At 71.0% G+C, this 13,469-nt stretch carries 10 protein-coding genes; 1 reads left to right on the plus strand and 9 read right to left on the minus strand.

What is annotated here, in order from left to right:
- Positions 1–8: 8 nt before the first annotated feature.
- The 7 genes from ABCS02_RS24015 to ABCS02_RS24045 form a co-directional block, all read right to left on the minus strand.
- Entirely contained in the window at positions 9–2,852 is a 2,844-nt protein-coding gene (locus tag ABCS02_RS24015) for a family 78 glycoside hydrolase catalytic domain (RefSeq protein ID WP_345838222.1), read from the minus strand.
- The gene (locus tag ABCS02_RS24020) at positions 2,849–5,302 is read right to left on the minus strand and encodes a glycoside hydrolase family 3 C-terminal domain-containing protein (RefSeq protein ID WP_345838223.1); all 2,454 of its coding nucleotides are present in this window, start codon (positions 5,300–5,302) and stop codon (positions 2,849–2,851) included. Before ABCS02_RS24020 ends, ABCS02_RS24015 begins: the two co-directional genes overlap by 4 nt.
- An 80-nt stretch (positions 5,303–5,382) precedes the next feature.
- Positions 5,383–6,243: an ATP-binding cassette domain-containing protein gene (locus tag ABCS02_RS24025; RefSeq protein ID WP_345838224.1), complete on the minus strand. Its 861-nt coding sequence runs from the start codon at positions 6,241–6,243 to the stop codon at positions 5,383–5,385.
- Positions 6,240–8,075: a dipeptide/oligopeptide/nickel ABC transporter permease/ATP-binding protein gene (locus ABCS02_RS24030; RefSeq protein ID WP_345838225.1), complete on the minus strand. Its 1,836-nt coding sequence runs from the start codon at positions 8,073–8,075 to the stop codon at positions 6,240–6,242. The genes ABCS02_RS24025 and ABCS02_RS24030 overlap by 4 nt, the downstream gene beginning before the upstream one ends.
- Positions 8,072–9,013, minus strand: coding sequence for an ABC transporter permease (locus tag ABCS02_RS24035; RefSeq protein WP_345838226.1), 942 nt, complete (start codon positions 9,011–9,013; stop codon positions 8,072–8,074). Before ABCS02_RS24035 ends, ABCS02_RS24030 begins: the two co-directional genes overlap by 4 nt.
- Before the next feature lie 70 nt (positions 9,014–9,083).
- Positions 9,084–10,610 carry an ABC transporter substrate-binding protein gene (locus tag ABCS02_RS24040; RefSeq protein ID WP_345838227.1) on the minus strand — a complete coding sequence of 509 codons (1,527 nt, stop codon included), beginning with the start codon at positions 10,608–10,610 and terminating at the stop codon, positions 9,084–9,086.
- Between the two features lie 81 nt (positions 10,611–10,691).
- A complete protein-coding gene (locus ABCS02_RS24045) occupies positions 10,692–11,159 on the minus strand; it encodes a heme-binding protein (protein ID WP_345838228.1) in 468 nt (155 codons plus the stop codon).
- A gap of 60 nt (positions 11,160–11,219) precedes the next feature.
- Between ABCS02_RS24045 and ABCS02_RS24050 the strand changes: the two genes are divergently transcribed.
- A complete protein-coding gene (locus ABCS02_RS24050; protein ID WP_345838229.1) occupies positions 11,220–11,849 on the plus strand; it encodes a helix-turn-helix domain-containing protein in 630 nt (209 codons plus the stop codon).
- On the opposite strand, the gene ABCS02_RS24055 is transcribed toward ABCS02_RS24050, so the two are convergent.
- Together ABCS02_RS24055 and zapE are read right to left on the minus strand one after the other, a co-directional pair.
- Positions 11,837–12,385, minus strand: a complete 549-nt coding sequence (locus ABCS02_RS24055) for an AAA family ATPase (RefSeq protein WP_345838230.1) — start codon at positions 12,383–12,385, stop codon at positions 11,837–11,839. The genes ABCS02_RS24050 and ABCS02_RS24055 overlap by 13 nt on opposite strands.
- Positions 12,386–12,411: 26 nt before the next feature.
- On the minus strand, positions 12,412–13,389 hold the full coding sequence (zapE, locus tag ABCS02_RS24060) for a cell division protein ZapE (RefSeq protein WP_345838231.1): 978 nt from the start codon (positions 13,387–13,389) through the stop codon (positions 12,412–12,414).
- Positions 13,390–13,469: the final 80 nt, after the last annotated feature.

The raw sequence follows: 13,469 nt of genomic DNA on the forward strand, positions 1-13,469 counted from the left end.
GCGGCCGGTCAGGCGCCCGGGTCCCGTTCCTCCGGGGTGAGGGCGGCGAGCGCGGCGGCAACGGCGGCGTAGACCTCCGCGGGTGCGAAGAGGATCGACTGCCGGAGGGTGCGGCGCGGCATCCAATCGGTCTGCCGGCGGAAGACGTCGGCGAGGTCCGGGTCGAGGGACGCGATCGCATGGAGGGTCGCACGGTACGCGGCCGGGTCGTCGATGATGTCCGCCGTGGAGGAGTCGAGCGTGAGCGGAAGCCGCGGGAGGCGCGCATCGCCCGTCGCGTCCTCGAACGAGAACTCGTGGCGGCCGGCCGCCACCACGACGTCCTCCCGCCCCGGGAGCGAGACGATCGCCGACGTGTTCGCGGGCACGACGGCGGTGACCGCGATGCGGCCGCCCACCCGCCGCCACGCCACGGCGGCCTCGCCGTAGGGAGTGACGTGCCGGGCCTCGGCGAAGTCGAGCTGCGGCAGCGGCCGCGGTGCGACCCGCATCCGGCGGTAGCCCGGCTCGTCGGGGCGGAGACCGGCGACGGTGCGATGCATCCAGTCCGCGACGGCGCCGAGCGCGTAGTGATTGAAGGACGTCATCTCGCCGGGATTCACGGTGCCGTCCTCGAGCAGCGAGTCCCACCGCTCCCAGACGGTGGTCGCGCCCATCGTGACGGGGTAGAGCCACGAGGGGTTCTCGGTCTGCAGCAGCAGGCGGCCGGCGGCGGTGAGGTGCCCTCCCTCGGCGAGCGTGTCGGTGACGAGCGGCGTTCCGACGAAGCCGGTGCCGATGCGGTAGCCGTCGCGACGCACGAGCGTCGCCAGGCGGGCGGCGAGCTTCTCCCGCACGGCGGAATCCGTCACCAGCCCGAACTCCAGCGCGAGGGCGTAGGCGGTGGGCGCATCGGACATCATCCGCCCGGCCGGCGTCACGTACTCCTCGCGGAAGGCGGACCGGGTCCGTTCGGCGGCCGCGGCGTAGCGGGCGGCATCCGACGCTTCGTCGAGGAGCGCCGCGGCGTCAGCCACGATCTGCAGCGACCGCGCCAGGTAGGCGGTCGCGACGATGTCGGCATCCGTCCGTCCGCGGTCCGGGCGATCCGGCGGCGCGGAGGGGTCGAGCCAGTCGCCGAGCTGGAAGGTCCCGGCCCAGAGACCCGACTCGTCGGTCTCGGCGAGCACCGCGTCGACCCAGGCCCGCATGCTGGCGTACTGATCGCGAACGACGCCGACATCCCCGAAGTGCCGGTGGAGCACCCACGGCACGATCGTGGCGGCATCGCCCCAGGCCGCGATCGCGCCGGTGAAGGGGCCCGCCAGCACCGTGGGGACCACGACCGGCACGATGCCGCCCGCGCGCCGCTGTTCGTGCGCGAGGTCGCGGAGCCAGGATGCGAGGAACCCGGCGCAGTCGAAGAGCGAACTCGCCGTCGGCGCGAACACCTGGATGTCACCCGTCCAGCCGAGCCGTTCGTCGCGCTGCGGGCAGTCCGTGGGGATGCCGAGGAAGTTGCCGCGCATGCCCCACAGGACGTTCTCGTGGAACCGGTCGAGCAGCGGATCGGAGGACGCGAACCAGCCGGTGCGCGTCAGGTCGGAGTTCACCACGACCGCGGTCACCGCGCTCGGGTCGACCTCGCCGGGCCATCCGTCGATCGAGGCGTACCGGAAGCCGTGGAACGTGAACGCCGGCTCCCACGTGACGGGCCCCGTACCGTCGAGGACGACGCTGTCCGTGGCCTCCGCCGCACGGAGCGACCGGACGGCCAGCTCGCCGTGCTCGAGCACCTCCGCGTGCCGCAGCACGATGCGAGTGCCCGCCGGCCCGTCGACCGTGATGCGCAGCCGGCCGACGAGGTTCTGCCCGAGGTCGAGGATCGTCCGGCCGGACGGCGACACGGTGATCCCCGCGACCGGCAGCTCACCGGTGCGTCGCACAGGCGGCGCGATCCGCGCCTCCGGGCGGGGGAACGAGGCGTCGAAGACCCGGACGGCGCCCCAGCCGGCGTCCTCGTCGAGGCCCGTATCCGCGTCCGGGTCGAGGCCCGGGTCGGACCAGCCCGGGCGGCCGAGCCGCAGGTCGTGGTGCTCGCCGGCGTAGATCCCGCTGTCGACGAGCGGGCCGGTGCCCGTGGCGCGCCACGCGCGGTCGGTCGCGACGATCTCGGTCGATCCGTCGTTGAACTCCAGCTCCAGATGTCCCGAGAAGCCCGGCTGGTCGCCGTACACGCGCTCGGCGAACCCGTGGAACCCGTATTTCTCGGTGTACCAGGCGCCCGCGAGCCGCACCCCGATGACGTTGCCGCCCTCGCGCAGCGCCGCCGTCACGTCGACCGTCTCGTGCACGAGCCGGTCGCGGTAGCTCGTCCAGCCGGGGGCGAGGATGCCGACGTCGATGGGCCGGCCGTTCAGCTCGACCTCCGCCGCACCGAGGGCGGTGAAGAACAGCCGTGCGCGCCGCAGACCGGCTCCCACCGGGAACCGCCGGCGCAAGAGCACGGGCTGGGCGGCGCGATCCGGGTGGGCGAGGCCGATCATCTCGCCCGGCCAGACGTCCGTGAACGCCGCCTCGACGCGGAGCGGTTCGCTCCACTCCGTGCGGCGCCCGTCCTCTGCGGTCACGCGCGCGGCGACGTCGCACGACGCCCCGGCCGCGAGCGGGGCGAAGGGCCAGGCCACGAGTACGCTGTCCGGCCCGTCGAGGACGACCGTGCGGTCGCCGCTGCGCAGCTCGGCCGATCGCTGCACCCAGCCGGGCTCGTCGCTCACGACGGTCCAGGTCAGCCGGGGCGTCGGCGTGGCGACGGCGGCGCTGTCGTCGCGGAGCTCGGCGCGCAGCCGGTCGACGACAGCGCCCGGCCTCATGCGTCCGCCTTCAGCTCCAGGCTGGCCGCCAGGGGCAGCTCGACCGCGGACGTGCCGATGCGGAGGGTGTACTCCCCGGGCTCGTACCGCCAACCGTCCTCCCAGTGGGCGAGCAGCCGGGTCGGGACGGAGACGTCGACCGCGGCGGTGGCGCCCGCGGCGACGCGAACAGACGCGAAGCCGACCAGCCACCGCTCGGCCCGCTCGACGGCCGAGTCGGGCTTCTCCGCGAAGACGAGGACGACCTGCTTGCCGTCGCGCTCACCGCGATTGATCACGGACACCGTGACGTCGATGGTCGTGCCGGCGACCGCGGTGGCGGGCGCCGAGACGCCGATGAGTTCCGTGTGCGTGTAGCCGAGGCCATGCCCGAACCAGTACGCCGGCGTCGCGCCGGCGCGGAGCCACGCGCGGTAGCCGATGTGGATGCCCTCGTCGTAGACGAGAGCGCCGTCGACCAGACGCGTGTCGAGCACCGGGACGTCGGCCGCCGCGTCCGGCCAGGTGGTCGGCAGGCGGCCGCCGGGCTCCGCGACGCCGAGCAGCACGTCCGCGATGGCGTGGCCGAACTCCTGACCGCCGAACCAGCCGACGAGGACCGCGGCGACCTCGTGGCGCCAGGGCAGGAGCACGGGAGCGCCCGCGTTCACGAGCACCACGGTGCGCGGGTTGGCCGCGGCGACCGCACGCACCAGGTCGTCCTGCCGCCCGGGCAGGCCGAGATCGACACGATCGAAGCCCTCGGACTCGACCCGGGCATTGGTGCCCACGACGACCAGCGCGACGTCGGCGGCGCGTGCCGCCGCCACCGCTTCGGCGATGAGCAGGTCGTCGTCGGTCGCCGTCGGGCGCGTGCCCACGCTCAGCGACAGCGCCCCGGCGAGCGCGTCGTCGCGCGGCGGGGCCTCGTAGACGAAGCGGATGTCGACGGCTCGACCCGCGACGACGTCGACGGAGACCGTGCGGTTGTCCGGTGCGAGGAACGCGGCCCCGAGGTCTTCGCCGACAGGCACGACCACCTCGTCGATCAGGAGCTCGCCGTCGATCCAGAACCGGCCCCGGCCGGTCGCGGCGAACCCGATGTCGACCCGTTCGTTCGCGGCCGGGAGGTAGCGGAACGCCAGCTCGATCTCGCGGGCCCGGGCGGTCGGGGCGCTGCCGCCGAACCACACGAGCTCGGTCGCGAGGCGGTCTTCGTGGAAGATGTCCTCGCCCGCCGCGTCCCGGAAGGTCACGCGGGCGCCGGGCGCGCCGGTCACCGGGTTCGTCATCCGCTCCCGGGGGATGCCGGCGAGCCCGACCTGCGTGATCGCGCCGACGGAGTACTCGATCTCGGTGTCCGGCAGCGCGGCGCGGAGGCCCTCCAGGGGCGAGATCGTGTGCTCGGGCAGCACCGTCGCGCTCCCGCCGCCCTGGGTGCGCACGACGTCGGCATTGTTCCCGCTCACGGCCACCCGGCGCAGCTCGGCGGCGTTCCACGGCAGCTCTCCGCGGTTCTCCAGGAGCACGGCGCCGTCCGCCGCCGCCTCCCGGGCGAATCGGATGCCGTCCTCGACGTGCACGAGAGGAGCCGGTCCCGCCTCGCCGAGCGCACCCACGCGCTGGGCCAGGCGGAGCAGCCGCCGCACCTTGCGGTCGACCACGTCCAGCGCGATGGCCCCCTGCGCCACCGCGGTGATGAGCGCCTCGCCCCACGGCCCATCGGGCCCTGGCATCGCCAGGTCCTGGGCGGCCTCCGCCGAGGCGAGCGACCGGACGGCGGTCCAGTCGCTGACCACGACGCCGTCGAACCCCCACTCGCTGTTCAACGGGGTCTCCAGCAGATCGTTCTCCGTCGCGGTCACGCCGTTGACGGAGTTGTAGGCGCTCATGACGAGCCAGGCTCGGGAGTCGACGATCGCCTTCTCGAAGGCGAGCAGGTAGAGCTCGCGCAGTGCGCGGTCGCTCACCCGAACGTCCGCCGTGAAGCGGTCCGTCTCCGAGTCGTTCGCCACATAGTGCTTCGGGGTCGCGGCGACGCCGTTGTCCTGCAGGCCGTTGACGTAGGCGGCGGCGAGCTCGCCGGTGAGGACCGGATCCTCGCTGAAGGCCTCGAAGTGGCGGCCGCCGAGGGGCGACCGGTGGAGGTTCACCGTCGGGCCGAGCACGACGTCGACGCCCTTCCGGCGGGCCTCGCATGCGGCGACGGCGCCGTAGCGGTGCGCCATGGCCGGATCGAACGCGGCCGAGAGCGCGGAGGCCGAGGGCAGGTTGAGGGAGGGTGAGCGTTCGTCCCACTCCGGCCCGCGGACGCCGGAGGGGCCGTCGGACAGCACCATGCTGCGGAGCCCCACCCGGTCGATCGGCAGTGTGCTCCAGAAGTCGCGGCCCGTGAGCAGGCGCACCTTCTCCTCGAGGCTGAGCTGGGCGAGCACCGTGTCGAGCTCCCGGGCGGTGGTGAGGTCGGTCATGCGTCGTCCTTCCTGGCGGCCGCTGCGGGCCGTCGGTCGTGGGGGAGAAGCTGTGGGAGAGAAGCCGAGCGGCGGGGCCGTCAGATCGCGCCGGCCTGAACGGCCATCTCGTTCTGGGCGTCGATCAGCCGGCGCCGGTCGGCGCGCCGCTGTTCCTGGAGCACGGGATCGGGCACCGGGGCCGCCAGGAGCAACCGCTGGGTATAGGGATGCTCGGGCTCGGAGGTGACCTGGTCGCCGGGGCCGTACTCCACGATCTCGCCGTGGTACATCACCGCGACGCGATGGCTGAGGTGCCGCACAACGGCGAGGTCGTGGGAGACGAAGAGGTAGGCGACGCCCGTCTCCTCCTGGATCTCCTTGAACAGGTCGAGCACGCGGGCCTGGGTCGAGAGGTCGAGCGCCGACACCGGCTCGTCGCACACGATGAGCTGCGGCGACAGCGCGAGCGCCCGGGCGATCGCGATGCGCTGGCGCTGCCCGCCGCTGAACTCGCGGGGCAGCCGGCCGGCGGCGTTCGACGGCAGGCCGACCTGGTCGAGGAGGGTGCGCACGCGCTTCGAGGCATCCGCGGCCGAGAGCTTCTTCACGCGCAGCGGCTCGGTGAGCGACTGCTCGATCGTGAGCGAGGGATTGAGCGAGGAGTACGGGTCCTGGAACACGACCTGGATCGCATCGGAGAGCGCGCGGCGGTCACCCCGCGAGAGCTGCCCGATCTCGGCGCCCCGGAAGCGGATGCTGCCGCCGGTCACCGGCGCGAGGCCCAGCACCGCCCGGCCGAGGGTGGTCTTGCCCGATCCGGACTCGCCGACGAGCCCGACGCATTCGCCGGCCTCGATGTCCAGCGACACGCCTTTGAGAGCGCGGAAGGGCTTCCGTCGCCATCCCTTCACGGGGTAGTCGACCACGAGCTGGTCGACGACGAGCAGCGGCTCGGTCATGATGCGGCTCCCACCGTGATGGCATGGCGGTCGGACGCGAGTTCGAGCGCGCCGCGCGCGGCGCCGTCCTCGAGGATCGCGTCGAACAGGGACTTCGTGTACGGATGCTGCGGGTCGGCGAAGATCGGCCGCGCGGGCCCCGTCTCCACGATCATCCCGTCGCGCATCACGGAGACGCGGTCGCAGAGGTCGGCGACCACGCCGAAGTTGTGCGTGACGATGAGGATGCTCACCCCGAGCTCCTTCTGCAGCCCGCGCAGCAGGTCGAGGATCTCGGCCTGCACGGTGACGTCGAGCGCCGTGGTCGGCTCGTCGGCGATCACGAGCTCGGGTTCGCACGAGACGGCGCCGGCGATCAGTACGCGCTGCGCCATCCCGCCCGACACCTCGTGCGGGTAGGCCGCGTACGTGCGCTCGGGGTTCGGGATGCCCACCCGGGCGAGCAGATCGAGCGCGCGCTTCTTGGCCTCGGTGCGGGAGATGCCGAGCGCGAGCCGCATCGGCTCGACGAGCTGGCTGCCGATCGTGAAGGAGGGATCGAGGTTCGACATCGGCTCCTGCGGGATGTAGGAGATCCGCCGGCCGCGGATCTTCCGCATCTCCGCCTCGGTGAGCGACGCGAGGTCGGTTCCGCGGAAGACGACGCTCCCGCCGACGATCCGACCGCCGTCGGGGAGGAGGCGCAGGATCGACCAAGCCGTCTGCGTCTTCCCCGAGCCGGATTCGCCGATGAGGCCGTGGACCTCGCCCTGTCGCACCGTGAGCGAGACGCCGTTGACGACCTGCTTCACGCCGCCGTCCGGCTGGTCGTAGCCGACCACGAGCGAGTCCACCACGAGCAGACGGTCGCGCGTGTCGGGCTCCGTCTCGGGGTGCACGACGACCTCGGCGGGCGGGATCGTCACGGTGGCCGTCGCAGCGGCGGCCGCGGCGCCCCGCCGGCGGCGCGCGCGCTTCCCGCTCCGCTCGAGCTCGTCGCGGAGGGCGTTCGCGAACAGGGCGAGCGCGACCGAAGTTAGCGCGATCGCGACGCTCGGCCAGAGCAGGAGCATCGGGGTCTTGTACATGCGGGCGAACGCGTCGTTGAGCATGTTCCCCCACGTCGGGACCGAGGCGTCGCCGAGGCCGAGGAAGTCCAGTCCGGCGAGGATCGCGATCGCGATGCCCATCACGAACGCGAACTGGATGATGATCGGGGCCCGCACGACCGACAGGATGTGGCGGCCGATGATGCGCGCGTCGCCGACGCCCGAGACGCGTGCCGCATCCACGAACAGCTCACCCCGCACGTTCATCACGGCCGTGTAGACGAGCCGATAGAACGCCGGCGCGAGGAGCACGCCGAACACGGCCATCGCAAGCCACAGCGAGGGGCCGAGCACGGCGCGGGCGGCGAGCAGCACGACGATGCCGGGGAGCGCCATGATGGCGGCGACGAGCCACGAGGACACGGACTCGAACCATTTGCCGAAGTACCCGGCGATAAGGCCGCCGGTCACGCCGATCACGGCGGCGACGACGGTGCCGAGAAGCGCCGCGGCCAGGCTGTAGCGCGTGCCGTAGAGGAGGCGGGCCAGCACGTCGCGACCGGCGCCGTCGGTGCCGAGCGGATGATCGGCGCTGGGGGCGGCACCCAGATTCTGGATGTTCGAGAAGTTCGGATCCTGCTGCGTGAGCAGCGGCGCCAGGATGGCCGCGAGCACGATCAGACCGAGCACGATGAGGGCGAACAGGCCCGCTCCGTTGCGGAGCATCCGGCGGACGAGGTGCGAGCGCGCGGCGCGCTCCTCGACGGCGGTGCCGGGCAGGGGGTTGGTGGCGGATTCGCTCACGACACACGCACCTTCGGGTTGAGGAAGCCTTGGATCAGGTCGATGAGAAGGTTGACGATCACGACCAGTGCGCCGACCGCGACCACGAGGCCCATCACGAGCGGCATGTCGCCCTGGGCCGTGGCCGACACCGAGATCTGCCCGAGACCGGGGATGGCGAAGATCTGCTCCACGATCACCGCGCCGCCGAGGAGGCCGATGAACTGGACGGCGAGCACGGCGAGCGCGGGGCCGCCGGCGTTGCGCAGCACGTGCTTGTACACGATGCGGTTCTCGGAGAGGCCGCGGCTGCGGAGCGTGCGCACCCAGTCCTGCCGCTGGGCGTCGATGACGGATCCGCGGACCTGCTGCACGATCGCGGCGATGGCGCCGATCGAGAGCGCGACGATGGGGAGGGTGACCGAGCTCATCCAGCCGGGGAACGAGCTGCTCATCTGCACGTAGCCGGTGGGCTTGAACCAGTGCAGGTTCAGGGCGAACACGTTCACGAGGAAGATCGCGATGAGGAAGCCCGGGATCGCGAAGCCGAGCACCGCGATCACCTGGACGAGCTTGTCGGCCCAGCCACGGCGACGCGCCGCCCAGACGCCGAGCACCGTCGCGATCACGCCGCTCGCGATCGTGGCGCCGATGACGAGCGAGAGGGTCACCGCCAGGCGGGAGAAGATCGCCTGGTCGACGGGCTGGTTGGTGAACCACGACGATCCGAAGTCGCCGCGCAGAGCGCCCGTGAGCCACTCGACGTAGCGGGTGAAGACCGGTTGGTCGAGGCCCAGCTGCTGGTTCTTCAGCGTTACGGTCGCGTCCGTGGCGGCGGGGCCGAGGATCCGCCTCCCGACGTCGCCCGCGCCGAGGTTCAAGAGCAGGAAGGCGGCACTCGAGATGACGAAGAGGAGGATCACGCCGCTCACGAGGCGGCGGACGGTGAATCGGAGCAACGTCGGTCCTTGTCGTGGGGTGAGATGCCGGGCCGGGGCGATCCGCCACCGCCCCGGCATCCCGGGTTGATCAGTTCTTCGGCTTGATGTTCCACAGGTACGGGTAGGAATTGCCCACCTGCACCGTGAGGTCGGTGTTCGGGTCGCTCACGAAGTTGAGCGCCGGACGGAACCACGGGGCGAACCAGCCCTGATCGACGATGTACTTGTTGAGCGCCTTGCCCGCCGCCTCGGCGTCGGCCTTGCTGCCGGTCTGGAGGGTGGCGATGTAGCCCTGAACCATCGGGTCATCGGTGTGGAAGCCGTTGAACGTAGCGCTCTTGTCGATCGAGAACTGGGACAGCTGCCAGTCGGTCGGGTCGAGCTGCAGCGCCATCAGGGCCACGGGGTACTTTCCGCTGACGAGAGCGGTGATGTAGTCGTTGACCTGGAGTTCGTCGTAGGTCACGCGAATGCCGACGTCGGCCAGCTGCTGCTGGATGAGCGCGAAGTTCGACGCGCCGAAGGCGGCGGAGCTCGGCATCCTGAGGTCGAACCCGTTGGGGTAGCCCGCCTCGGCGAGCAACTGCCGGGCCTTCGCCGGGTCGTAGCTGTAGGTCTGGTCGAGCGCCGGGTCGTAGCTCGTCGACTTCGTCGGGAAGATCTGTTCGGTCACCGTGCCGTGGCCGTCGGTGAAGGCCGTCAGCATCGCGTTGCGGTCGAACGCGTAGTTGAGCGCCTGGCGCACCTTCACGTTGCCGATCGCCGGGTTCAGGGTCCCGTTGCGGTCGCCGATGATGAGGCCCCACCAGTTGTTCTCGATCGGGCTGAGGGTGTACCCGGCCGACTCGATCTGGGGGAGGATCGTGTTGTTGATCGTCGTGGACGCGTTGACCTGGCCGCCCTGGATCGCGTTCAGCAGCGAGGTGCTGTCGGCGTAGTAGTTCATGACGAGCTTGTCGTAGTGCTGGTCCGATGGGTTCCAGTAGTTCGGGTTCTTGTCAAAGACGTAGCTGTTGCCGACGACCGTCTCGCCGACGTTGAGCGTGTACGGGCCGGAGCCGACGGGAACCGTCTTGACGTCGGCGTTCCCGAACGCCGCGGGGCTCTCCTGCAGACCGGCGTTCTGGGTGAGGTACGTGAGCAGGGCCGGGTCCGGCGCCTTGAGCGTGAGCTGGACGTGCGTGTCGTCGATCGCGGTGGCGTCCTTGAGGTTCGCCAGGAACGACGCATTCGGCGAGGTGCCGTCCCGGAAGCGGACGAGGTTCTGCGCCGCGGCCTGGGCGTTGAACGGCGTGCCGTCCGTGAACTTCACGTCGTCGCGCAGCGTCATCGTGAGCACGGTGTTGTCGGCGTTGTAGGACCAGTCCGTGGCGAGGTTCGCGACGATCGTGCCGTCCGCCTCGGCCTTCAGCAGCGTGTCATAGACCGCCTGCATGTAGGGGGACTCGTTGGCCCAGCTCGCCCCTTGCGCCGAGAAGTTGGAGGCGGGGGTGATGAGGCCGAGGGTCAGCGTCCCGCCCGAGGCGGTCGATCCTCCGGAGCCACCGGCGGAGCAGCCGGTGAGTGCCAGTGCGACGGCGGCCAGGACGACAGCCGCCTTCTTCCAAGAGAACATCCTTGTCCTTTCGAGCGCAGCCCGTCGTTGGGCCGTCTGGAGCATGGACGCTATCACAAAACCCGAGTGACTGTGCGGGATTCACCACAGTCGGATCAGCTCCCGGAGGCCGGCCACGACGAGCGCGTGGTCGTCGTCGGACGAAAGGCCGGATGCGGTCACCGCCGCGACGACGCCGGTCCCGGCGACCCGCACGGGAACGGAACCGCCGGCCAGCGCGTATTCCGGGAACGGGAGCCATCCCATCCCGGCCGCGTCCACACCGCTCTGGGCGAAGCGCTCCGCGGCGAGGGCGGAGCTCGTCTCGAGCCGCAGAACCGTGCGCGCCTTCGCGGCGATCCAGGCCTCCTGGTCGGGCGTCGTTCCGGCGAGGGCTGCTCGGAAGAGCACGAGCCCGGGTCGGCGGATGTCGATCGCGACCCGGTGTCCGGCGGAGAGGGCTGCGGCGGTGATGATGCCGCCGAGACGCCAGGCGTCGGCGTGGTCGAATGCGGGGAGCACGAGCTCGTCGTGCTCGGCCTCCAGTTCGGTGATGCGTGCGGTGGTCATGTCGTCCTCTCGATCACCTGAAGATTAGGCTGAACGCCACACGAGCCCGAAGGACCGAGAATGACGAGCACATCGACGGCGACGCGGCGCGTGGGCAAGCCGCGGGGCGCGTACGCGAAGACCGACGAGAAGCGCCGCGTGATCCTGGATGCCGCGCTCGAGGTCTTCGCCCAGTCGGGCTATCGCGCCGGGTCGATCCGGGACATCGCGGAGCGGGTCGGCATGAGCGAGGCGGGCCTCCTCCACCACTTCCCGAACAAGAGCGCTCTGCTGGCGGCGGTGCTGGAACGGCGTGACGTCCGAGGGGAGCAGCTCGTTCCGATCGACGATGCGTCGATCGGCCGAGCGACGATCGCGGGACTCCTGGAGCTCGCGAGCTACAACGCGTCCACGCCCGGTGTCGTCGCGCTGTACTGCACCCTCTCGGCCGAGGGGACATCGCCCGACCACCCGGCGCACGAGTACTTCGTCCGTCGCTACGACTGGATGCGCGAAGGGCTGGAGAAGGCGTTCACCGTGATCCAGCGCGAGGGGGGTCTGCAGCCCGGTGTGCGCCCCCTCAGCGCCGCGGTGCGGACCGTCGCGCTGATGGACGGTCTGCAGGTGCAGTGGCTGCTCGACCGCGACGTGCTCGACATGACGGAGGAGCTCCGCGGGTTCCTCCGTACGATCGTCAGCTACGAGCTGTAGCCGAAGACGGCCTCCTCAAGCTGCGCGAGCCGCGCATACCGGTCGCCGGCCAGCTCGACGATCGCGGTGCCCGCGAGGTCGGGATCGTCGGCCAGCTCCAGAACGGCGTCGTTCATTGCGTCCCGGAGCTCGGGATCCTCGTCCTCGCCCACGAGGATCGGATGCCGCTCGCTGAGTGGTAGCAGCGCGAGCAGATCGATGTGCGCGGCCGCCTGCTCCGTGCACGCGAGCCCGGCGCTGAGCGCCTCGCGCGATCGTCCTCGCCGGCCGAGGCGGTCGAGGGCGTCGAGGTAGGCCAGGAAGTCGAGGGGGCCGCGCTCCGCGATGACGTCCACGTCGTCCTCCAGCGAGACCAGCCGGCGCGCCGCGAGCTCCAGCTGCGCGCTGAACAGGCGCGCGTCGGGCTCGTCGAAGAGATCGTCCGCGAGCTCGTCGAACGGGTCCGGTAGGACGCGATACTCCGGATGGCGCGCGACGAAGTCCCCGATGAGCGTGCTCTTCCCACTGGCGTGCGTCCCCGCCACCACGATCCGCATGCGCCGGAGCCTATCGCTCCGGCGACTCATGCCCGTCGGAGCATAAACAGCCTGCTGACGATTCGGTCGACGTCTCGGGGTGGCTCCGTCGCCTCCCGGAGTCGGCCAGGCTCGCCGACGGCCGTGACGTGAAGCGGGATGTCGCGGTCGTGGAGAACGTCGATGAGGTTGGCGAATCTCGCGAGCGGATCGCGATCGACCGTCGCGAGGTCGGGTACCGCAGTCAGGGTGATCGTGCGCAGGTGTTCGGCGAGCCAGAGGTACTGGGCGACGCCGAGAGCTCGAGAGCAAAGCTCTCGAAACGTGAAGGTGCCGCCGCCGTCATCGACGTGCTGTGCGCTCAGCATATGGCCCGCGGCATCCAGATCGACGGCGGGTCCGGGTGGCGGCGGAGCCGATGGTCGAGTGCTCCAGGTTCCGGTGGCGAAGCCGCGCCCGTCGCCCGCGCGCTCGGTGCGGTAGTCCCGGCCGTCGCGAAGGTGAACGACGTCGAGTCGCTCGCGGATGAGCTCGATCGCCGGCCGGAAGCGCTCGTGGTGGAGCGGGTTCGGCATCAGCGCCTCGGGCGCGTAGTTCGACGTCGCGACGATGAGGGTCCCGGCATCGAGCAGGCGCCGCAGCGTGGCCGTGAGATAGACGCCGTCGGCGACGTCGTGCACGTGGAACTCGTCGAAGAGCACCACGTCGGCGTTCCCGATCAGTCCTCGCAAGGACCGGTCGAGCGGTACGCGGTCACGGACGATCTGGGTGTGGAGGTCTCGGAAGAAGTCATGGAAATGGAATCGACGCTTTCGGGCGGTCGGAATCGCGGCGAAGTACGTGTCACCGAGCAGGCTCTTTCCCCGGCCCACGCCACCCCAGAGGTAATAGCCGTGGCGAGTGGGCGCACTGAGCGCGTCGATGGCGGTGAGCTGCGGGTCATCCCAGACATGACCGGAATTCGCGACGGCCGCACGGAAGCGAGCCTGAGTGGCGTTCGCCAGCGCATGCCCTTCGTCTCCCACGGGCCGCCCACACCATCTCACACCACTACTCTGGCGGTTCGGTTGCCTCGGCGGCGCCTATCGACGTGACATGCTCCGCT

The organism is Microbacterium sp. X-17 (assembly GCF_039615055.1).